Raw genomic sequence first — 21,013 nt, 5'->3', positions numbered from 1 at the left:
CTTTAATAGCATGGCTTAGCCGCCAATTTATTAAAAATCCATAGAAGGTTAACGATAATAATAAATTGCGGAGAGCACATGGCTAGTTCAGCACCACTGACATCACACACACAATCGCAAAACACAGGCGGTAATAATTATGGGTTTGCACTCACATCGTTAACAACACTATTTTTTATGTGGGGTTTTATTACCTGCCTAAATGATATTTTAATCCCGCACTTAAAAGCGGTATTCGATTTAACATATGTGCAGGCTATGCTTGTACAGTTTTGTTTTTTTGGCGCTTACTTTTTAGTATCTATTCCCAGCGGTCACATAGTTAAAAAGCTAGGTTACAAGCAGGGTATTGTTGTTGGATTACTTATCGCTGCAGTAGGTTGTGTATTATTCTACCCTGCGGCTCAAATGCACAATTATCCTGTATTTTTATTAGCGCTATTTGTGCTAGCAAGCGGAATTACGTTATTGCAAGTATCTGCCAATCCGTATGTAAGCTTGTTGGGACTTGAAAAAACAGCGTCTTCTCGTCTAACATTAACGCAAGCATTTAATGCGCTTGGTACTACTGTTGCGCCATCATTTGGGGCATTACTTATACTAGGCTCTGCCTCAGATGCTTTTTTAACACCTGCGCAAAATGCAGAGTCGGTTCAACTTCCTTACTTAATCCTTGCTGCAATGTTAATTGCGTTAGCGGGTATTTTTGCATGGCTCAAACTACCAGACATCATGAGCGAGCAAAAAGAAGCGGCTGAAAACTCAGATACTATTGAAGGAAGTGCTTGGCAATATCGCCACCTTGTATTGGGTGCGGTAGGCATATTTATGTATGTTGGCGCAGAGGTTGCTATTGGCAGCTTTCTGGTGAGCTTTTTAGCACAAGAGAATATAGCTGGATTAAAAGAGCATGTAGCAGCGCATTACATCACTTATTATTTTGGTGGTGCCATGGTGGGACGTTTCATTGGTGCCGCCGTTATGCAAAAACTACCTGCAGGCAAAGTGCTTGGCTTTAACGGCACAATGGCTATTATTTTAGTGATTATTGCTATGAGCACATCGGGACAATTAGCCATGTGGTCAATTTTATTAGTTGGTTTATTTAATTCAATTATGTTTCCTACTATTTTTAGCTTAGCGCTAAATGGCTTAGGTAAACACACTGCTCAAGGGTCTGGTATTTTATGTTTAGCAATTGTAGGTGGTGCTATTGTTCCGCTAATACAAGGTGCATTTGCAGATTACATGGGTGTTCAACTTTCGTATTTTTTACCGGTTTTATGTTACATATTCATCGTATTTTATGGCTTAAGCGGTAGTAAACCCGTTCAAGCTAAGGAGACTTTATAATGAACACACGTTTTACGCTTAATAAAATTGCATTAGCAACACTTATTGCATCAGTAACAACTATAACGGCATGTTCTAATGATAATGGTACAGAGGTTAATACCAATAAAGAGCAGACAAGTGCAGAGCAAATATGGCCAAAGCTTAATATAGCTGTAAAAAAAGAGGCTGAGATTGAATCGCAAATAGCCAGCTATCTAAAATCAATGACGCTAGAGCAAAAAGTTGCGCAAATGATTCAGCCTGAAATACGTGATATTACCGTAGAAGACATGCGTAAATATGGTTTTGGCTCTTACCTAAACGGTGGGGGGGCTTTTCCAAATGGTGATAAACATGCTACACCACAAGATTGGGTAGCGCTTGCTGAGAAAATGTATCAGGCGTCTGTTGATGACTCTTTAGATGGCAGCAAAATTCCGACGATGTGGGGCACCGATGCAGTGCACGGTCATAATAACGTGATTGGTGCTACGTTATTTCCCCATAATATTGGCCTCGGAGCGGCGAATAACCCAGAACTTATTGAAAAAATAGCCTCAGTAACTGCGGTAGAAGTAATGGCTACCGGTATTGATTGGGTATTTGCGCCAACAGTTGCAGTTGTTCGAGATGATCGTTGGGGCAGAACCTATGAAGGGTATTCTGAAGATCCCGCTATAGTGCGTGAATACTCAGCAGCTATTGTAAATGGCTTGCAAGGTAAAGCCGATGAAGGCTTTTTAAGTGATAAACGTGTCATTAGTACTGTTAAACACTTTTTAGGTGATGGCGGCACTGTTGATGGTGACGATCAAGGTAACAACATTGACAGTGAACAATCGTTATTTGACATACACGCCCAAGGTTACGTAGGTGGTTTATCGGCTGGTAGTCAGTCAGTCATGGCGTCATTTAACAGTTGGAACGGCGTTAAAAATCACGGTAATAAATATTTACTAACCGATGTATTAAAAACACGTATGGGATTTGACGGTTTTGTAGTTGGTGATTGGAATGGTCACGGACAAATCAAAGGCTGTAGTAACGAAAGCTGCCCACAAGCTATTAATGCCGGACTAGATATATTTATGGTGCCAACTGGCGCTTGGAAACCACTATACGAAAATACCATTGCCCAAGTTAACTCTGGTGAGATTAGCATGGCACGTATTGACGACGCTGTAGCACGTGTACTGCGCGTTAAGCTGCGTGCGGGCTTATTTGACAAACCAAGCCCAGCTAACCGCTTATATTCAGGAAAAACAGAATTAATTGGCGCACAACAACACCGTGAAGTAGCACGACAATCAGTTCGTGAGTCACTGGTATTGCTTAAAAATAAAAATGACTTATTGCCGCTTGCGCCAAATCAACATGTACTGATCACCGGCGACGGTGCGGATAATATCGGTAAACAGTCTGGTGGGTGGAGTATTACTTGGCAGGGGACTAACAATAAAAATGCTGATTTTCCGGGAGCTACATCAATTTATAAAGGCTTAGAAGCGCAAGTTACGGCAGCTGGTGGTAAAGTAACTCTCAGTGATGATGGCGCGTTTGAGCAGCGCCCAGATGTAGCCATTGTTGTATTTGGTGAAGAGCCTTACGCGGAAGGCCATGGTGACAGAGATAACCTTGAATTTGAGCGCGGCAATAAAAAATCGTTAGCGTTGCTCAAATCATTAAAAGCACAAGGAATAAAAGTTGTTTCTGTGTTTATATCTGGTCGCCCAATGTGGGTAAATAGTGAACTTAATGCATCTGATGCGTTTGTAGCCGCATGGTTACCTGGTACTGAAGGTGGCGGTGTTGCTGATGTACTACTAAAAGGAGCCGACGGCAGTATTAAACACAATTTTAAAGGCAAGCTGTCTTTTTCATGGCCTAAAACGGCAGTTCAAACAACTGTAAATAAGGGAGACGATGATTACTCGCCATTACTACCTTATGGCTTTGGTTTAACCTATGGTGATAAAAATGTACTTGCCGATAATTTAGATGAAAACTCGCAATTAGATAATTCATCACTAACGAGTATGGATATTTTAGTGGGGGCACCGGTAGCACCCTGGCGTTTATTGCTCAAATCTGGTGATGAACTGTTAGATGTGTCGAGCAGCACCCATGAATTTGGCGCTATAAAATATCGAACAGAAGATAAGGTTGTGCAAGAAGATGCTCGCCAGTTTAACTTTAACGGAAGCGAAAAAGCGAGTGCTGAAATAGTAACGAGTTTTGCTGAAGATACCATTACTTATGTTGAAGCAAATGGTGTTATTAGTTTTGATATAAAGCTTAATCAACCGCTTGGCAATGAACTTTCACTTGCGATGTGTTCGGGTGAATGTGGTGAGAGTATTAACCTCTCTAACGTGGTAGATACTAGTTTACTAAGCAAATGGCAGTCAGTATCGATTGACCTTAAATGCTTTGCTGATAAAGGCGTAAACTTTGCAAGCTTAACAAGTCCATTTAGTTTGCACAGTTCCGGTGAAGCGTCAGTATCGGTATCAGATATTCAATTTGTACCAAACAAAGCAGATGAAGCAACGCTTAAATGTGAATAAGAGTGTGCCAAATTAATTAGAAATAAATTGTTGTGTGTAGTAAAGCCCTTCATCGAAGGGCTTTTTTATGATTCAAATACACCAATAAATATACTTTTATTGGTAATTAACCTTGTAAAAGTAGGCTTTTTTCATCGTAGGTAACTACTTTGTCGCGGCCTGTTTCTTTAGCTAGGTACAGTCTTTTATCGGCGGTGGCTAATAATTCTTTTATAGTCAGCTCATCGTTTATGGCGCTACTTACGCCTGCACTCACCGATAAATTTATATCGTGTCCCTCGTAATAAAATGGATAACAGCTTATGCTTTCGCGTAGTTCTTCAGCATTATTTCTGGCATCACTTAATGAGCAGTCTGGTAACAGTATGGCAAACTCTTCGCCACCGATTCGGGCTGATATTTCTTCATTCAAAAATTGTGATTTCACATGCTGCGCTATCCACTTTATGGCCTGATCGCCAGCTTCGTGCCCATAGGTGTCGTTAACGCGTTTGAAAAAATCAATATCGAGCAAAATAAGTGACACGCTTTTGTTTTGGTAAAGTGGCAAACTTAACGCGTTTTTTCCTTTTGTAAAAAAACCACGGCGGTTAAATAGCTGACTTAACACGTCGGTATTAGCAATGCTGGCAAGCGTATGTTCTGTATTAGATGCTAATAAATAAGGGAGTAACAATGCACTGCAAGTGGCCAAAATTAAATGACTACTTAAAATGAGCTCTAAAGGTTCTAAGTAGGTTGTAGCGCTTACGCTCAAAATAGGTAAGGAAAGCAGTGCTGTTTGAACAAACATAAGTAAACTATGGATTAAAAAGCAGGTAATTAAGGCTTTTTTTTGCAAGGTTGCAACAAAGTCCATAGTACTAATGGTGTAAGCAGAAAATAAATATAAGCCGGCAATAATAAAGCTAGTTAACATTTGAGCTGCAGAGTATGGGTAAACCGACAATAAAACCACCGCAGTAAATAACAGAAGGTAGTAAATTGGGCGTAAGTTTAATGATTTGCTGTATTTGTATTTATGCAGTCCAAGAATAATTAAAAATGGGCTGAGTATTATAAAAATATTCGCTAAATAGCCAGTAATAAAGGGAAAGTTAATTACTAGTTTCAAACAAGCCAATAATTCAGCAAATGAAAATGCGATGCACGCAAAACCAAAAATTAAAAAAGAAGATTGTTTTTTATAACTGTGGACTGATAAAAAAAATAACCCTATTAGTAAGTTAAGTACAAAAGAGAGACCAATAACGGTAGGCAGGTGTAGCATTGTTTTTCTCTTTTTAAATGGGTAAGTATACTAAAGTTAGCTTAAGTATTAGGTATTAAGTTTAAAAGGTCAATATGGGTAAATAGTAGTAGTTACCCATGTTGTTATTGGACAGAGTATACGTTGAGGATAATTAACACCAGCTAAACCAAATTATCTAAGGCCGATTTAACGGTTTCATAATGAAAACGATAGTTATGCTTTTGCGCTTTAGTGGGTAGGACAAATTGCCCCGTAGTAAGTAAATCAGACATTTCGCCCATTAATACCTTTAAAACAAATGCAGGCATGGGCATAAAAGCGGGGCGAGATAACGCATTACCCAAGCGTTTACTAAATTCTGCATTGCTAACTGGGTTTGGTGCAACGGCATTAATTGGGCCCGAAATTTCAGGGTGTTTCATTATGTATAAAATAAGTTGTGTCATGTCGTCTATATGAATCCACGACATGCCTTGCTCGCCATCACCTATTGGTCCACCTAAGCACAATTTAAATGCAGGGAGCATTTTACTCAACGCACCGCCTTTTTTAGCTAACACAATGCCGGATCGTAATAGGCACACTCGTGTTTTTTCAGACTGTGCTTTTAACGCTACGTTTTCCCAATCTTTACACAGTTGATGGCTAAATTCGTCGTGGGGATCAGTAAAGGTTTCATCAATACGCTTATTGCTTTGTCTGCCGTAATAGCCAATAGCGCTGCCTGATATGAACGTATGAGGTGGAGTGGTACTTGTTGCAATAGCATGGCTAATTTGCTGCGTTATATTAATGCGGCTATCGCGTATGATTTGTTTTTGTTTATCGCTCCAACGTTTATTAACTATGGGCTCACCTGCTAAATTAATAACAACATCTACGGTATTAAAATCAACATCGCTTATGTTAGTGACAGCCTTAATTTTATGACCCAATAAAACATGTGCTTTTGTGGTATTACGGGTTAGTACTGTAACCGTGTTGTGGTGCTCTAAAAAAGGGCATAAATGTTGGCCAATTAGCCCAGTGGCACCTGTAACAAAAATATGCATGTTGAATCCTTAAATTATAATTGTAGCAAGTGTTTTAAATTTATACTCACTAGCACTTAGCTTTTGAACTTTATACGAACGACTAAGGGTTATGATCACTTCGTAATTATTTCATTTCATTAGGTTTTGCCTTACACTGTGTGCATATAAATAATAAAAGGATTAATAAATTGGCTGGTTTGACAGGTGTAAATAAAAGCTTAATTGTTTTTGCTGCTTTAGTGGTGGTATTAGCAGGAATAAAAGCCGCAAGTGTAATTATTATTCCGTTTATATTAGCTGCATTCATTGCCATTATATGTAATCCACTGATTAAATTTTTTGCACGTTATAAAATCCCAAAAGGCATAGCAGTGATGCTTGTGGTACTCATTATTGTTGGCCTGGGAGTCAGTTTAGGTGGCTTAGTTGGTCAATCAATTAACGATTTTTCTCAGCAGCTACCCGAATATAAAGCGCAACTTAAAGAAGAGTTTATCTGGCTGGTCGACCTAGCCTCGCAATACAATATTTTAATTAATAAAGAACAACTTATTTCGATGTTCGATCCAGGTAAAATGGTTGATGTTGCAACGAACATGCTGACAGGACTTGGTGGAGTAATGGCAAACATGTTTTTAATAATCTTAACGGTTATTTTTATGCTGTTTGAAGGCCCGCTTCTTAGCAATAAAATACATATGGCTCTTGAAGATCCCGACAGTAAAATGAAGCAAATTGACCGCTTTTTAGAATCTATCAATTCTTACTTGGCTATAAAAACACTCGTTAGTTTAGCTACCGGTATTATTGTATCTATTTATTTGTGGGTGCTTAATGTTGACTACTTTATATTGTGGGGCGTTTTAGCATTTATGTTTAATTACATTCCGAATATTGGATCAATTATTGCTGCTGTGCCTGCAGTTTTACTTGCTTTAATAACTCAAGGACCATTAATTGCAGGTATGGTAGCGGCGGGCTATTTAACAATAAACACGGTGATGGGTAACATTGTAGAGCCCAAATTTTTAGGTAAAGGACTTGGCCTATCAACCCTTGTTGTATTTTTATCTTTAATATTTTGGGGGTGGCTACTTGGTACTGTGGGTATGCTTTTGTCTGTCCCATTAACCATGATTGTTAAAATAGGTCTTGAAACCAGCATAGAGGGCAAGTGGGTCGCCACATTATTAGGCAGTGGTGAAGATAACGCGATACGTTAACTTCTGGCATTTATTACCACTATGCCCCATTTAAAATTCTATATAGCACTTAATGCGTCATCAACAGCGTTAAGTGCTCCCTCTAAATAACCGGCTTCTTTGTTTGCAAATTCACTTCCGACTAAATGAATATTTAACTCATTTAGCTCAGGTGTTAATTCACTAAAATTAAACTCTGGGTGTTGCGAAGGTTGTGTTTTATCCTCGTTATTGGCAACAAATTCATCCTCAGCCCAATCTTTTATAAAACACTGTGTAGGGCTTTTAGCGGCCTCGCCATAAAAATAGGTTAACTGGTTAATACAGGCTTCTACTAATTGTGTTTTGGTAACTTTACTGCGAGTTGAATAAGGTACGCCGATAAAGCCAAATAAAGCAGCATGCTTGTTGTTATCTGCACTCGCATCATGGATTTCAACCATAGGTCCTACTCGGCTAAAACATTGCCCAGATAGATTGCGTTCTCGCCAAAAAGCGTGATCAAAAGTGGCTACAAATTTAGCCTGTCCCGCCATCCAAGTAGGTGTGGTATTCAAACGATTAATGAGCCTTTGGCTTGCCCAGAGCTCGGGCGTTAAATGTTGAGTGATCATGCGTGGAGGCAGGGCCGTGATCACAGTTTTTGTGTTGTAGTGCACTGTTTGGCCATTATTATTTATTGTTAAATGCCAGCCTTTATGTGTTTTTGTGAGTTCAGTGACTGAGTGATTTAATAACACTGATTTTGCAGGTAATTGCTTGTAAAGTTTATTTATTAGCGTGGTCATGCCGTGTTTGAGCCTAAACAGTTGCATATCGCCAGCGCCTGGAATTTGTTGAGCAGTTTGATTTGGTGCTTGGTATAGCACGTCGCCTTGGTTGTACTGTTCATACAGTGTTAAATTGAGTGATTTAGCTAATGACTGAATTTTAGGTTGATGAGGGAAAATCCAGGTAGGGCCAAGGTCAAAGCCCGCATTGCTAGCGCTCAGTGAGCCTTCGCAATAAATCCGGCCACCCAACTGGGCTTTGGCTTCAACTAATAAAAACGCAATATTACGTTGATGCAATTTAGTGGCGGCGTAAAGCCCTGCAAGCCCGCCTCCAATAATTAGTATAGGTTTAGTCATAAGCTACTCATTAATTAAATCAATCTACTGGTAGGTAGTTTGTTTTGTAGCTTAAATAATGTCAAGCGTGTAATTATAACTTCATTGTTAATTAAATTTGCGTTAAAGAGGTTGCTTTAATGATTCAGTAAATTGGTTAACTAACTGAATTTCACAGTGTTTGTAACTTATAGCGGCTGCTTTTGCGTTAGGAAGTTGTAATATGTATCGCCATTGGCAGGCGCTTTCAATGTACTTTTCGTTGTTTTTTATACTACGCATAAATAGTTGGAGTACCTGCGTATTGCCTGTGGCTTCTTCAGATTGTACTAGTTCATATTTACGCTTTTGTACCCAGGTACCTTGTTCTTGTTTGGCTTTATCTAATTGGGTATCAAGACATTGGATGTAGCGCTTCGACTCATTCATCGTTGGCTTGTCGGGTAATTGGCAAGCATCGTTAGCATTTACATTGACACTTATTAAAAGTATCAAAAGAGCAAATAAAGTTGTACGGGTACTATTTTTTGTCATTGTAATTAAACTCTAATATAAATTGTGCTCCGCCTAATTTATCAGCTTCGGTTATGGTCAAAGTACCATGGTACGAAGTGACTAAATCTGACACGATGGCCATTCCAACGCCATGCCCATTTTGATAAGTATCCAGGCGTGTGCCGCGTTTAAGTAATGATTCACGCTTATCCTCTGGAACACCTGGGCCATCATCACTTATACCTATACATAACGTTTTACTCTGCACTACTTGGACGGTCACTTGCGAACGACAGGCTTTACAAGCATTGTCTATTAAATTGCCTAACAGCTCCATTAAATCAGTTTGGTCACCTAAAAAGTAGTCTTTATCAGAGACTATACAATCAAAAATAATATCTTTGTCGCGATAAACTTTAGCCATTGCACTGAGTATTGAGTCAATAACAGGTTTTATGGGTGTTTGTTTCTTCCAAGTGTCTGACGCGCCAGTGGCGGCTCGTTTTAATTGATGTTCGATCATCACATTGATACGGTCTAACTGTTCTTGAGCGTCTGCATCATTTGCAAGCGGGCTTGATTTAAGCACGGCAAGCGGCGTTTTAAGAGCATGCGCTAAATCGCTGAGCGATGCTCTGTAGCGTTCTTTTTGTCGTTGCTGGGATTCAAGTAACAGGTTTAAATCGGCTTTTATAGTTTGTAATTCTATTGGGTAAAGCCCTTTGATTTTTTGAATATCGCCAGACTCAATGGCCTTTATTTCTTTATCTAAGCGCTGAAGTGGGCGTGCACTCCAAATAAAACCAACCGCCATTAAAGCTGTAATGGCTATCCCCATTACAAACATCCACTCAACTAAGGTTTGTTTAAAACCGTCCATTAAACGAAGTAGAGCGTCGTTGCGTTTTACTAAAATAAAGCGAGCTTGCTCAGATTGGTCAATATTATTTAAAATAACCGTTAAGCTTAGCTGCCAATAAACAGTATTTTTATATTCAACACGCCTAAAATCGGCGGCACCCGCTTTTGTTTCTATTTGCTGGGGGACAAAGTCTACATTAACCGCTGACTCTGAATGCCAAATTGACTCATCATCTCGGTAGATCATCGCGTAAGTATCAGAGTTTAATCTGTTAAGCTCGGGCGCTAATATGGTGCTTGGCATAATTATGCCATGCTCAGTGAAGTCTACTTCAGAGATCAGAGAGTAGAGTTGTGCTTCTAGTGTTTTTTCTGTGGCCTCGACGAGGGATGCGTAATACGCTTTACCAATTGAGTAAAATAAAATTGGTAGTGCCACCAATAAAACAAAGACAAGGATAAATCCTTGCCTTATTTTTAGTGATACTTGCGGTCCTACCACTGGCTTTTAAGCCTGTAACCACGGCCACGTAACGTTTCAACTGGGTTTAATACACCCTCTGGGTCTAACTTTTTACGCAGACGTAATACAAATACTTCAATTACGTTTGAGTCAAGATCGAAGTCTTGATCGTAAATATGCTCGGTAAGTTCAGACTTAGAAATCACTTTTTGTGGGTTAACCATAAGGTATTCAAGTACTTTGTACTCGTATGCCGTTAAGCTTAGCTCTTTGTCGTCTACCCATACTTGTTGCGAACGCGTATGAATTTTTATAGGGCCTGCTGTCATTTCAGGGTTAGCTTTACCGGCACTGCGGCGAATAAGTGCGTTACAACGCGCTGCTAATTCTTCAACATGAAATGGCTTTGTCAGATAGTCGTCTGCACCAGCATCTAGCCCTTCAACTTTATCTTGCCAGCGGTCACGGGCTGTTAAAATTAAAATCGGAATTGTCACGCCTTGTGCACGGGCTTTGTTAATTAACTCGATACCGTCTATTTTGGGTAAACCTAAATCAACAACAGCCATATCCAAAGGGTATTCAGTGATGTGGAATAAACCCGTTTCACCATCGTGGCATAAGTCTACGCTGTAGCGTTCTTTCTCTAGTGCATTACGTAAGTTGTCTGCTAAATGTAGATCGTCTTCAATAACTAAAATTCGCATTTTTTAATCCTTTTTCACTTCGCCGGTTTTTTTATTAATATGTAAATCAACGACGTGGCCGTCAGATTTGAGTATTCGTACGGTATAAAACTCTGGTTTTTCAGTTATTTTAAGCGTTTTACCGCCAATGCTTTGTTTAGCAAGTATTACCGCTTTCTTTTTATCCACCGGTTGGTCAACCTTTTTAGTGGGCGTAGCCGAAGCTTGGCTGTTGCTAGCAAAGCTAACACAAGCAATAAAAATGAGGCTTAATAATACGCGCATAACAGAAACTCCTAGACCAGATAACCCTAGTTTAATTAACTAAGTTACTAAAATTCAAGTAAAAACGTTAAATCCGTAATTACATTGGTAATTTTAATTAAAAACGTGTGAACAAATCCTGAATTACAGGTTAGCGTGTAACAGCACGCTGTTATTTATGCTGGAAACACTTTTTTAAATGGTTTAACAATTGTATTGACGTATACGCCTCCTGAAACATAAGGATCATCAGTTGCCCATTCGCGTGCAGCTTCTAACGAATCAAATTCTGCAATAATAACTGAGCCTGTAAAACCAGCATCCTGAGGGTCTTCATTATCAATAGCGGGGAAAGGGCCTGCAGTAAGTAGTCGGTTTTGTGCATCAAGCTCTTTTAGACGTTCTAAGTGCGCTGGGCGAGCTGCTTTTCTTAATTCAAGACTGTTTTCAACGTCAGTTGAATAAATCATGTACAACATAATGGATTCTCGTAAAAGTTGTTAAATTTTATTATGTAAATACTACCACAGCGTCGAAAATTGGCGAATCAAAAGCGTATACACTTAGGTTTACAGTTGGATTTTATTTTTAACGTTATTTGCTTGAAAACGGCTGTGTAACACTGGTAGAGTCGCTCAGATACTCAAAATAATAAAAAGGTTTTATACATGAGCGATAATAGAGAGCGATTTAGCTCCCGTCTCGGATTTATACTGGCAGCTGCTGGTTCAGCTGTTGGTATTGGTAATTTAGTGGGTTTTCCAGTTTCTGCGACTAAAAATGGTGGCGGCGCATTTTTATTAATTTATGCTCTATTTGTCGTTTTTATTTGTTTACCGGTTATGATGGCTGAAATGGCCATGGGCCGTAACGCTCAAAAAGATCCACTTGGGTCATACACGTTACTAGCAAATAACGATAAAAAATGGAAGTTTGCAGGCTTTTTAGCCGTATTAACACCCTTTATGATTGCCGTTTTTTATATGGTAATTACAGTTTGGATTTTTGGATACCTAATACAAGCAGGTATGGGTAACTTAGATGCATTAGCTGACCCAAGCCACTTTGGCACGTTTATAAATAGCTACACCGTATTCGCCTATATGGCAGTAGTGGTTGTTATTGTTAACCTTATTTTACTAGGCGGCGTTAAACAAGGCATAGAGAAAGCAGCCAAAGTATTAATGCCTGCACTTTTAGTCATGTTACTTGCGTTGGTTGCATACGTTTTAACGCTTGATAACGCATTGGCAGGTGTTGAGTATTACGTTATTCCTGATTTTTCAAAAATGAGTGCAAGCGTACTCAATGGCGCATTGAGCCAAGCGTTTTTCTCTTTATCGTTGGGTATGGGTATTTTAATGACTTATGCGTCTTATATCTCGAAGAAAGACGATATTGTAAGCAGTGCAAAAATGGTGGCAATAACAGACTCATTGGTTGCGTTTGTTGCAGGCCTTATGGTTCTACCCGCTATATTTAGTTTTGACCCAAACACAAATCCAGAATCGTTATCAGACTCGTCGGTATCAATGATTTTTGTTTTCCTACCTAAGATATTATTAGCATTACAAAATGATATTGGTTATGTAGGTGCATCGGCTGTAGCGTTTGCATTCTTTTTGTTAGTATTTTTTGCTGCAATCACTTCATTGGTTTCTATTGTAGAGGTGCCTACTGCATCATTAAGTGATCGTAAAGGTATCAGCCGTAAGAAGGCATTGGGTATTTTAACCCTCAGCACAGGCGTGTTAACAATTATATGCACAATGTCGTTTGGTATGGTTGATAGTTTAACGTCGTTTACCAGCTATGGCGGTGCCAGTAAGAGCTTTTTTGATATTGTAATTGATGTATTTTATGACACTATATTACCTTTAAATGGCTTAATGGTGTGTTTGTTTGTAATGTACCGCTGGAAAAAGGCGCGTTTAACTCAGGAACTTAGCCAAGGCTCACCTAGCTACGAAGGTAGCATGATGGAGAAATACGTTAATTTTTCTCTTTCAACGTTTATCCCGTTTATTTTAGCCGTGATATTTATAAACACGGTTGCGACTAAATTCTTTGGTTTAAAGTTATTTGGCTTTTAAAATGTAAAGTACAAAAATTAGCCGCGCTTGTCGCGGCTTTTTTTTGCCTAGCATTTAGCTTAAAGCACCCGAGTCTAGATAACTCCCAACACCCAAAGTAAACATCCAAATTCCCCAGAGGCTATGCTCAATAACACACACAAACGTTGAGCGGCTTTGTGCATAAGTATACGAAAATAACAATCCACCTAAAAAAGCTAAGCCTACTGCAATCAAGTTAGCATAAACAATATGTGCTAATGCAAACACGGTGGCACTGACAATTATACGCACACTTTTTTTAGGCATAATGTGTTTATAACGATGAAAAAAGTAGGTTCTAAATATTAGCTCTTGAGGAATAACCGATAATACAGGGTATAGCAGTAATAGAAGTAGCCAATCATTAAAAGAGTTACGAGGTAAGGAAAACCAGTTTTCTTGATGGATGATCCCGTAAAACATACCTGAGAAAAGGGCGCCTAAAAAAAAGAAGCTAAACAGACGCTTTTTTACAGCAGAGAACTGCCCAAGGCTGGTAAGCCTAAAACGCTTAAAGTGAGGATCGCTTAATAAAAGCATACCGCACACGCTCATTAAAATAATAAGGGCAGGGAAAAGCCAATTGGCTAAATGATGACGTAAGCTAAAGCCTAGTATTGGTAGTAGGATAAATATAAGGGTAAATTCTAGCCAACGGTATTGATTAGCGTTCAAGGTCGTCTCAGGTTGTTTTTTTTACAAACTAACAAGCTAAGACGACACTTTTATGACGAGAACTATTTTACGGCTTCGTCATCATCGGGAAGGTATTTATAAAGCGTAATAATTGTGGCAAAAATACTAACGAAAGTAATGGCCATTAAGCCAAATACCTTAAAATTCACCCAAAAATCGAGTGAAAAGTTATACGCTATATAAATATTCAGCGCAGCAATACCGGCGGTAATAGCTACCCACATTAAATTGAGCTTATCCCACAATGGTTCAGGTACAACTATTTTTTTATTCGTGTCGTTGGCGTTTTCTAAAATGGCACTTAGGGCTTTTTTCACTAAGTTTTTATTTAAAATATAACGACTTACAAGCAGCATAATGCTAAAACCAGCGTATATGATAGTGGCTTTCCATTTTACAAATTGCTCATCGTGAAAAACCAGCGTTAAGGTGCCAAATACGGCAGCAATAGAAAAAAATATCCACTGGCGGGTCGGCACTTTCCCATGCTTGTAATAGCTAAATATGACTTGAATAAGAGACGTTGCAATTAATAAAGCCGTTGCCCAGTAAATATCTACAAGCTTAAACACTGCAAAAAACAGTATGAGTGGAATGTATTCAATTAGTGCGTGCATATACTACCTAAATTATACAAAAATAAATTAAAGCGTTTTTACCACATAACACTTGGTAACTACAAGGTTGACTTAAAGCCCTGTAAGCCTTAGCCTGCGTGGCTTTATTTATTCATCATTATATTCCCACGCTAAACGCATTCATTGTTTACGTGTATTTAGGAGCCTTAAATGAACAAAACTCAACTTATCGTCGAAATGGCAAAACACAGTGAACTCACTAAAAAAGATACAAAAGCTGCTCTTTCAAGCATCCAAAAAGTGATTACTAAATCGCTCTCTGAAGGCGATCAGGTACAAATTAATGGATTTGGTACCTTTGCACTTAGCTATTATCCGGCGCGAACGGGTCGCAATCCGCAAACAGGTGAAACAATTGAAATCGAAGGGGCTAACAAGGCCGTTTTTAAACCAGCAAAAGCACTTAAAGATCGCCTTTAATACATCACGTTTACCTATCTTTTATTTTGCCATTTACACAAAGCTCCATTTAAAACGCCATGTAGATTATTCATAAATTATAAATAATTTACATGGCTCTCTATCATAAATTAATATTTTTAATAAGTTTCAGTAAGTTAAAGCTGGCATCCGATGTGCTTACTATACAGTGAGTTAAACACTTAATTATTTAATAAGGAGAGCCAAATGAATAAATTACAATCGCGCACGCCACTTGAAGGTAAAAAAATTGCAATTCTAGCCACTGATGGCTTTGAACAAAGTGAGCTGTTTTCTCCGCGTGATGCATTATTGAATGCTGGAGCCAAAATAGAGATAGTCTCTATTAAAGAGGGTCAAATTACTGGGTGGAATGAAGATAAATGGGGCGAAAAAGTCTCAGTAGATAAACTCGTAACAAATACTAACTCTGCTGATTACGATGCGTTAATGTTACCCGGTGGGTTATTTAACCCCGATAGCCTTCGCCAAGATAAACATGCAAAAGCCTTCATAGATGGTTTTTTTGGTGCAGAAAAAAACAAACCGGTTGCCGCAATTTGTCATGCCCCCTGGCTATTGGCAGAAATAAATAAGTTACGTGACCGCACGGTAACCTCATTCCCAAGTATTAAAAGTGACTTAATGAATGCAGGTGCCAATTGGGTAGACGAAGAAGTGTGCGTAGATAGAGGGTTGGTTACCAGCCGCAGCCCCGAAGATTTAGATGCTTTTAATGCTAAATTTATTGAAGAAGTTCTCGAGGGTAAACACCAAGCTCATTAAGCTTTCTAAGTATGAGTTTAAAATAAAAAAGGGCATTTTTAATGCCCTTTTTTAATGCGTAAATTTAAACTTATTGTAATGCGGTTGCGGCTTTCATTTCGCTGACAAATGCTTTTAACTGCGCAGTCATTGCGTTTAAATCATTAAGGTTTGCTTCAATAATTTTTACTACCGCTGAACCAGAAATAGCGCCAGCTGCACCTGCATTTAATGCTGATTTAACATCTTCTGGCGTTGAAATACCAAAGCCTAGTAGTGCAGGAGCTGCATGATACTCTTTTAATTTATTTACAATATTACCTGCAGGCATTTGTGCTTTAGTATCTGTACCAGTTACACCCGCACGTGAAAGTAAATAGGTATAGCCACGGCCATATGAAGCACACTGGCGAAGCGTGTCGTCGTTTGCATTAGGCGTGGCAATAAATATTGGGTCTACGCCATTGTCCATTGCAGCCTTTCTAAACATTTTAGACTCATGCAAAGGGACATCAGCGACTAAAATAGAGTCTACCCCTACGGCTTTTGCATCTTTGTAAAACGCTTCTAAGCCACGCTTAAACACTAGGTTGGAATAAAGTAACAGGCCTATTGGTATATCGGCGTTGTATTCACGAATTTCTTTAATAATATCAAAGCAGTCTTGGGTGTTAATATTCACATCAAGCGCACGGATATTAGCGGCTTGAATAACCGGGCCATCAGCTATTGGATCTGAAAAAGGGATACCTAGTTCTAGTCCATCAGCGCCACCATCAATTAAGCTTTTAATGATAGCAATACTCTGCTCTTTACCTGGGTCGCCAATAGTGACGAAAGGAACAAACGCCCCTTGTTTTTTTTCATTCAATGCAGAAAACATAGCACCATAACGGTCCGTCTTAATTTGGCTCATAGCTGGCCTCCTTCAGATAATACTTTGTGTACGTGTGCTAAATCTTTATCGCCACGGCCACTTAAATTAATAACAATAACACTGTCTTGCGTCTGCTCTTCTGCATATTTGAGCGCATAAGCTAATGCATGGCTTGATTCAAGAGCAGGAATAATACCTTCGTTTTTAGCTAATGACTGAAATGCATCAAGTGCTTCAGTATCACTAATACCTACATATTGTGCACGGCCAGTTTCATGTAAAAATGCATGTTGTGGGCCTACCGCTGGGTAATCAAGACCGGCTGATACAGAGTATGACTCTTCAATTTGGCCATCATCATTTTGCATAATGTAAGTGTATGTACCGTGCAGTATACCTTTAGTCCCCTTACAAATAGTGGCGCCGTGTTCATGAGTGTCTAGACCTTTACCCGCAGGTTCAACACCAATAAGTTTTACACTAGGCTCGTCAATAAAATCGGTAAACATACCAATAGCGTTAGAGCCACCACCAACGCAGGCAATAACAGCGTCTGGTAAGCGACCTTCAGCGTCAAGCACTTGTTGCTTGGCTTCTTCACCAATTACTTTTTGGTATTCGCGAACAATAGTTGGGAATGGGTGAGGGCCTGCAGCAGTTCCTAATAGGTAATGCGCTTCTTGGTAGTTAGCTGACCAGTCACGTAATGCCTCGTTAACGGCATCTTTTAATGTGCCAGAACCCGCTGTAACAGGAATGACTTCTGCGCCCATTAATTTCATTCTAAATACATTAGGTTGTTGACGTTCCACGTCTTTTGCACCCATGTAAATACGGCACTTTAAACCTAGCAGTGCACACGCTAAAGCGGTAGCAACACCATGTTGACCTGCGCCGGTTTCAGCAATGACTTCTTTTTTACCCATGCGTTTTGTTAGTAATGCTTGGCCGAGTACTTGGTTTGTTTTATGAGCACCGCCATGAAGTAAATCTTCACGCTTTAAGTAAAGTTTAACCTTTGGATTTTTAACTAAATTACGCGTTAAAGTAAGAGGAGTAGGGCGACCTGCATACTCATTTAATAATTTACTAAGTTCTGCCTGGAACTCAGGATCTTTTTGCGCTTTGTTAAATTCGTTTTCTAACTGCTTAAGCGCAGGGACAAGTAACTCGGGTACAAACATACCGCCAAACTCGCCAAAATAAGCTGGATTTTGCATTTTAACCTCAATAATTTCTGATACTTGTAAAAGCATGATGTAATTTTTTTGGGCACTTTTTACCTGGAGCGTCTTCAACTCCAGAATTTAAATCAAGGCCTAAAGCGCCTTGAAAAAGCGCATCTTTTATATTGTCTGGATTTAAGCCACCAGCAAGCATAAATGGCGTTGTTGCATCGCGAAGTACTGACCAATCAAATACCTTACCTGTGCCACCAGCTTGTGTATCGCTGTGAGTGTCGTACAAGTGTCGGTCAACGCCATTGATAGGAGTTGGTAGCGCATCTTTAATTGCTTGTGCTTTCCAAATTTCACAGTTGTTTGGTAACTGTGTACGCAACGCTTTAATGTAATCGTCACTTTCTTTGCCATGTAATTGAACTGCCGCTAACTTTAACACACTTGCAGCTTGAGCAACCTTCTCTGTTGGTTCATCAACAAAAACACCTACAAATTTTAGTGGTGCTGATTGCGTTATGGCTTGGGCGCAATCTAAATCAACACAGCGTGGAGATTTAGGGTGAAAAATTAAACCGCCATATATGGCGCCAGCATTATACGCTGCTTGCGCATCCTGACTGCGAGTAAGCCCACACACTTTATTTTCACCAAAAATAACACGGCGACATGCTTGCTCTAAATCAGCTTCGGCCATCAGCGAGCTGCCAATTAAAAAGCCATCGCACAGCGGAGCTAAGCGTTTAACGTCTTGATGGGTATAGATACCTGACTCAGAGATAACGACTTTATCTTCAGGTATTAATTTACGCAGTCTCTCGGTAGTTGCTAAATCGGTACTTAAATCACGTAAATCACGATTATTAATACCAATAATTTTAGCATTCAGGGCAAGTGCTCGGTGTACTTCTTCTTCATTACTTACTTCTGTAAGCACGGCCATATTGAGTGAATCAGCCACTGTGTGAAGTGCTGTATATTCTTCATCATTAAGTACTGAAAGCATAAGTAAAATTGCATCGCCACCATAAATGCGGGCCATGTAAACCTGATACTCATCTATGAAAAAGTCTTTACAAATAAGAGGCTGTTCAACTTGGCTGCGTACAAATTCAAGGTAATCAAAGCTGCCTTGAAAGTATTTAGTGTCGGTTAGAACGCTCATACAACTTGCATACTTTTTGTATGCTGCAGTGATTTCGGTTAAATCAAAAGGTTCTCTTATTAACCCTTTTGAAGGGGATGCTTTTTTACACTCTAAAATAAATTGAATCCCCGGTGCTGCCAATGCGCTATAAAAATCGCGACTGGTAGGCACAGCCTGATCTTTGAAACTTTCAAGCGGACGTGCGGCTTTTCGTTCGATTAATTCTCGTTTTTTATCAGCAACAATTTTGTCTAATACATTAGCCATGACTTACCTCAATAATTGCATTTAATGTGTCCATGGCTTTGCCTGAACTTAAAAGTGAGAGTACTGCCTGAGCGCCATCTTTAAGCGAATCGGCTTTTCCTGTTAGGTATAAAAGTGCAGCAACATTGACCACAATAGCGGCATTATGGGCGTCAGTACCTTTGCCTTGTAAAATAGCAACACTTGCATCTGCGTTATATTGTGGGCCTTCACCTGCTAGTTGTTCAAGTGAATAGTTTGCAAGGTCAAAGTCGCTTGGGTTGAGCGTGAACTGGGTTATTTCACCGTTGTTTAATTCAACAACATGCGTTGACCCGTGAAGAGCAATTTCGTCAGTGCCTGAACCATGCACGACCATTGCGCGTTTAGTGCCTAATGTTTTAAGCGTTTGTGCCATAGGCATACATAGCGACTCGTCGTAAACACCTAGTAATTGCACATCAGGTGCCGCTGGGTTAGCAAGAGGGCCTAAAATATTAAAAATTGTACGTGTTTTGAGTGTAGTACGTACGCCCATCGCATGACGAACACCGCTGTGATAATGAGGCGCAAACAAAAACGTAAAGTGTGTTTGCTCAAGGCATTTTGCTGCTTGTTCTGGGCTCATATCTATATTAATACCGAGCGCTTTGAGTAAGTCGGCAGAGCCTGAGTTACTCGACACACTGCGGTTGCCGTGTTTTACCACGTTGATACCTGCTGCAGCTGCAACAATAGCGGCGGTGGTACTGATATTAATCGTGTTTGACCCATCGCCACCGGTGCCGCAGCTATCTGCAAGTTGTGTACAGGTGGTATTAAACGCGACTGCGTTTTCACGCATGGATGCTGCAGCCCCGGCTATTTCATCACTAACTTCACCTTTTATTTTAAGACTGATTAGTAATGCTGTTAGCTCGATATCGCTCATATTACCTTGCATAATTTCATCAAATAGTGCTTTTGATTGGCTGTAGTTGAGTGATTGCTTTGTAATTAACTGTTCAATAGCGCTTTGAACATTAAGGGAAGTGGGTAATTGTGTACTCATAATGTCCTCTTTATTTATTAGTTGTTAAGTAAGCAACACTTTGTTGCAGCAACAAGGCACCATTAGGCGTTAGTATTGATTCAGGGTGAAACTGGTAACCCAACGCACTGTCACCATGGTGATAAATAGCCATTGGAATGTCTTGATATTGTGCTATTACGTCTATGCTATCGGGCACCTTCGTGGCCATTAATGAGTGGTAACGTGCTACCGGCATTGTTTCGCCCATATTTTCAAAAACAGGATGTGCGTTTAATTCAATGATTGACGACTTACCATGTACGGTTTCACCTGCGTGACCGATTACTCCGCCATAACTTTGTGTTAAAGCTTGTTGCCCTAAGCAAATACCGAGCATTGGAAAATGGCCTTTGCACAGCTGAATAAGATCCATCAAACAGCCTGCATCGCTGGGTGTGCCAGGACCTGGTGAAAGCACAAGTAAAACTTGGCCTTGCTCTTGGCTCATTTTATTAAAAATGATGTCGGCACTTATGTTATTTCTGTATACAACAAGCTCACCGCCTAACATGGTTAGTTCGTCTACTAGGTTGTAACTAAACGAGTCAAAGTTATCTAAAAAGTAAATTTTGATTGGTTGTGATGCACTCAT

21 protein-coding genes are annotated in these 21,013 nt (G+C 39.6%); 6 read left to right on the top strand and 15 right to left on the bottom strand.

Going from position 1 to position 21,013, the window contains the following annotated elements:
- Positions 1–78 precede the first annotated feature (78 nt).
- The gene (locus CWB62_RS03270) at positions 79–1,353 is read left to right on the top strand and encodes a sugar MFS transporter (RefSeq protein WP_138529984.1); all 1,275 of its coding nucleotides are present in this window, start codon (positions 79–81) and stop codon (positions 1,351–1,353) included.
- Positions 1,353–3,902: a glycoside hydrolase family 3 protein gene (locus tag CWB62_RS03265; protein ID WP_138529986.1), complete on the top strand. Its 2,550-nt coding sequence runs from the start codon at positions 1,353–1,355 to the stop codon at positions 3,900–3,902. Before CWB62_RS03270 ends, CWB62_RS03265 begins: the two co-directional genes overlap by 1 nt.
- 106 nt (positions 3,903–4,008) lie before the next feature.
- Here CWB62_RS03265 and CWB62_RS03260 read toward each other — a convergent pair whose 3' ends face one another.
- Positions 4,009–5,172, bottom strand: a complete 1,164-nt coding sequence (locus tag CWB62_RS03260; protein ID WP_058404383.1) for a GGDEF domain-containing protein — start codon at positions 5,170–5,172, stop codon at positions 4,009–4,011.
- Between the two features lie 143 nt (positions 5,173–5,315).
- A complete protein-coding gene (locus tag CWB62_RS03255) occupies positions 5,316–6,206 on the bottom strand; it encodes a TIGR01777 family oxidoreductase (RefSeq protein WP_138529988.1) in 891 nt (296 codons plus the stop codon).
- A 170-nt stretch (positions 6,207–6,376) separates the two neighbouring features.
- Here CWB62_RS03255 and CWB62_RS03250 point away from each other — a divergent pair, with 170 nt between their 5' ends.
- On the top strand, positions 6,377–7,411 hold the full coding sequence (locus CWB62_RS03250; RefSeq protein WP_058404385.1) for an AI-2E family transporter: 1,035 nt from the start codon (positions 6,377–6,379) through the stop codon (positions 7,409–7,411).
- Positions 7,412–7,449: 38 nt separating this feature from the next.
- On the opposite strand, the gene CWB62_RS03245 is transcribed toward CWB62_RS03250, so the two are convergent.
- From CWB62_RS03245 to CWB62_RS03220, 6 genes are all read right to left on the bottom strand, one after another.
- Positions 7,450–8,520 (bottom strand): flavin monoamine oxidase family protein, encoded by a 1,071-nt coding sequence (locus CWB62_RS03245; protein ID WP_138529990.1) that lies wholly within the window; start codon positions 8,518–8,520, stop codon positions 7,450–7,452.
- Between the two features lie 102 nt (positions 8,521–8,622).
- A complete protein-coding gene (locus CWB62_RS03240) occupies positions 8,623–9,033 on the bottom strand; it encodes a hypothetical protein (RefSeq protein ID WP_138529992.1) in 411 nt (136 codons plus the stop codon).
- Positions 9,020–10,357 (bottom strand): ATP-binding protein, encoded by a 1,338-nt coding sequence (locus CWB62_RS03235; protein ID WP_138529994.1) that lies wholly within the window; start codon positions 10,355–10,357, stop codon positions 9,020–9,022. The genes CWB62_RS03240 and CWB62_RS03235 overlap by 14 nt, the downstream gene beginning before the upstream one ends.
- Positions 10,351–11,025, bottom strand: coding sequence for a response regulator transcription factor (locus tag CWB62_RS03230; protein WP_138529996.1), 675 nt, complete (start codon positions 11,023–11,025; stop codon positions 10,351–10,353). The genes CWB62_RS03235 and CWB62_RS03230 overlap by 7 nt, the downstream gene beginning before the upstream one ends.
- Before the next feature lie 3 nt (positions 11,026–11,028).
- Positions 11,029–11,289 (bottom strand): PepSY domain-containing protein, encoded by a 261-nt coding sequence (locus CWB62_RS03225; protein ID WP_008127725.1) that lies wholly within the window; start codon positions 11,287–11,289, stop codon positions 11,029–11,031.
- Positions 11,290–11,444: 155 nt separating this feature from the next.
- Positions 11,445–11,747 (bottom strand): YciI family protein, encoded by a 303-nt coding sequence (locus CWB62_RS03220; RefSeq protein WP_058404391.1) that lies wholly within the window; start codon positions 11,745–11,747, stop codon positions 11,445–11,447.
- Between the two features lie 189 nt (positions 11,748–11,936).
- Here CWB62_RS03220 and CWB62_RS03215 point away from each other — a divergent pair, with 189 nt between their 5' ends.
- Complete coding sequence (locus tag CWB62_RS03215; protein WP_138529998.1) at positions 11,937–13,361, top strand: sodium-dependent transporter; 1,425 nt, start codon at positions 11,937–11,939, stop codon at positions 13,359–13,361.
- Between the two features lie 54 nt (positions 13,362–13,415).
- Here the strand turns inward: CWB62_RS03215 and CWB62_RS03210 are convergent, their stop codons facing one another.
- Together CWB62_RS03210 and ispZ are read right to left on the bottom strand one after the other, a co-directional pair.
- On the bottom strand, positions 13,416–14,057 hold the full coding sequence (locus tag CWB62_RS03210; RefSeq protein ID WP_138530000.1) for a CPBP family intramembrane glutamic endopeptidase: 642 nt from the start codon (positions 14,055–14,057) through the stop codon (positions 13,416–13,418).
- Between the two features lie 62 nt (positions 14,058–14,119).
- On the bottom strand, positions 14,120–14,695 hold the full coding sequence (gene ispZ / locus CWB62_RS03205) for a septation protein IspZ (RefSeq protein ID WP_138530002.1): 576 nt from the start codon (positions 14,693–14,695) through the stop codon (positions 14,120–14,122).
- Between the two features lie 171 nt (positions 14,696–14,866).
- Here ispZ and CWB62_RS03200 point away from each other — a divergent pair, with 171 nt between their 5' ends.
- Both CWB62_RS03200 and CWB62_RS03195 read left to right on the top strand, forming a co-directional pair.
- A complete protein-coding gene (locus CWB62_RS03200; protein WP_058404394.1) occupies positions 14,867–15,136 on the top strand; it encodes an HU family DNA-binding protein in 270 nt (89 codons plus the stop codon).
- Positions 15,137–15,343: 207 nt separating this feature from the next.
- Positions 15,344–15,922 (top strand): type 1 glutamine amidotransferase domain-containing protein, encoded by a 579-nt coding sequence (locus CWB62_RS03195; protein WP_058404395.1) that lies wholly within the window; start codon positions 15,344–15,346, stop codon positions 15,920–15,922.
- 70 nt (positions 15,923–15,992) lie between these two features.
- Here CWB62_RS03195 and trpA read toward each other — a convergent pair whose 3' ends face one another.
- Genes trpA through CWB62_RS03170 form a run of 5 tightly spaced genes read right to left on the bottom strand, consistent with a single transcriptional unit; the run spans position 15,993 to position 21,013 of the window.
- Complete coding sequence (gene trpA / locus CWB62_RS03190) at positions 15,993–16,817, bottom strand: tryptophan synthase subunit alpha (RefSeq protein WP_138530004.1); 825 nt, start codon at positions 16,815–16,817, stop codon at positions 15,993–15,995.
- On the bottom strand, positions 16,814–17,998 hold the full coding sequence (gene trpB / locus CWB62_RS03185) for a tryptophan synthase subunit beta (protein WP_058404476.1): 1,185 nt from the start codon (positions 17,996–17,998) through the stop codon (positions 16,814–16,816). The genes trpA and trpB overlap by 4 nt, the downstream gene beginning before the upstream one ends.
- Positions 17,999–18,005: 7 nt before the next feature.
- Positions 18,006–19,370, bottom strand: coding sequence for a bifunctional indole-3-glycerol-phosphate synthase TrpC/phosphoribosylanthranilate isomerase TrpF (gene trpCF / locus CWB62_RS03180; RefSeq protein WP_138530006.1), 1,365 nt, complete (start codon positions 19,368–19,370; stop codon positions 18,006–18,008).
- Positions 19,363–20,400 (bottom strand): anthranilate phosphoribosyltransferase, encoded by a 1,038-nt coding sequence (gene trpD, locus CWB62_RS03175; RefSeq protein ID WP_138530008.1) that lies wholly within the window; start codon positions 20,398–20,400, stop codon positions 19,363–19,365. Before trpD ends, trpCF begins: the two co-directional genes overlap by 8 nt.
- Before the next feature lie 10 nt (positions 20,401–20,410).
- Positions 20,411–21,013 (bottom strand): aminodeoxychorismate/anthranilate synthase component II, encoded by a 603-nt coding sequence (locus CWB62_RS03170; RefSeq protein ID WP_138530010.1) that lies wholly within the window; start codon positions 21,011–21,013, stop codon positions 20,411–20,413.

The sequence above is a fragment of the Pseudoalteromonas sp. S408 genome (genome assembly GCF_005886645.1).
Classification (GTDB): Bacteria; Pseudomonadota; Gammaproteobacteria; order Enterobacterales; family Alteromonadaceae; genus Pseudoalteromonas.
This window is presented reverse-complemented; position numbering and strand designations above follow the sequence as displayed.

Excerpts from the sequence above, each read along its gene's own strand:
- CWB62_RS03270 (WP_138529984.1), top strand. The coding sequence starts at position 79 with ATGGCTAGTTCAGCACCACTGACATCACACACACAATCGCAAAACACA.
- CWB62_RS03265 (WP_138529986.1), top strand. The coding sequence starts at position 1,353 with ATGAACACACGTTTTACGCTTAATAAAATTGCATTAGCAACACTTATT.
- CWB62_RS03260 (WP_058404383.1), bottom strand. The coding sequence starts at position 5,172 with ATGCTACACCTGCCTACCGTTATTGGTCTCTCTTTTGTACTTAACTTA.
- CWB62_RS03255 (WP_138529988.1), bottom strand. The coding sequence starts at position 6,206 with ATGCATATTTTTGTTACAGGTGCCACTGGGCTAATTGGCCAACATTTA.
- CWB62_RS03245 (WP_138529990.1), bottom strand. The coding sequence starts at position 8,520 with ATGACTAAACCTATACTAATTATTGGAGGCGGGCTTGCAGGGCTTTAC.
- CWB62_RS03240 (WP_138529992.1), bottom strand. The coding sequence starts at position 9,033 with ATGACAAAAAATAGTACCCGTACAACTTTATTTGCTCTTTTGATACTT.
- CWB62_RS03230 (WP_138529996.1), bottom strand. The coding sequence starts at position 11,025 with ATGCGAATTTTAGTTATTGAAGACGATCTACATTTAGCAGACAACTTA.
- CWB62_RS03225 (WP_008127725.1), bottom strand. The coding sequence starts at position 11,289 with ATGCGCGTATTATTAAGCCTCATTTTTATTGCTTGTGTTAGCTTTGCT.
- CWB62_RS03220 (WP_058404391.1), bottom strand. The coding sequence starts at position 11,747 with ATGTTGTACATGATTTATTCAACTGACGTTGAAAACAGTCTTGAATTA.
- CWB62_RS03215 (WP_138529998.1), top strand. The coding sequence starts at position 11,937 with ATGAGCGATAATAGAGAGCGATTTAGCTCCCGTCTCGGATTTATACTG.
- ispZ (WP_138530002.1), bottom strand. The coding sequence starts at position 14,695 with ATGCACGCACTAATTGAATACATTCCACTCATACTGTTTTTTGCAGTG.
- CWB62_RS03200 (WP_058404394.1), top strand. The coding sequence starts at position 14,867 with ATGAACAAAACTCAACTTATCGTCGAAATGGCAAAACACAGTGAACTC.
- CWB62_RS03195 (WP_058404395.1), top strand. The coding sequence starts at position 15,344 with ATGAATAAATTACAATCGCGCACGCCACTTGAAGGTAAAAAAATTGCA.
- trpA (WP_138530004.1), bottom strand. The coding sequence starts at position 16,817 with ATGAGCCAAATTAAGACGGACCGTTATGGTGCTATGTTTTCTGCATTG.
- trpB (WP_058404476.1), bottom strand. The coding sequence starts at position 17,998 with ATGCAAAATCCAGCTTATTTTGGCGAGTTTGGCGGTATGTTTGTACCC.
- trpCF (WP_138530006.1), bottom strand. The coding sequence starts at position 19,370 with ATGGCTAATGTATTAGACAAAATTGTTGCTGATAAAAAACGAGAATTA.
- trpD (WP_138530008.1), bottom strand. The coding sequence starts at position 20,400 with ATGAGTACACAATTACCCACTTCCCTTAATGTTCAAAGCGCTATTGAA.
- CWB62_RS03170 (WP_138530010.1), bottom strand. The coding sequence starts at position 21,013 with ATGAGTGCATCACAACCAATCAAAATTTACTTTTTAGATAACTTTGAC.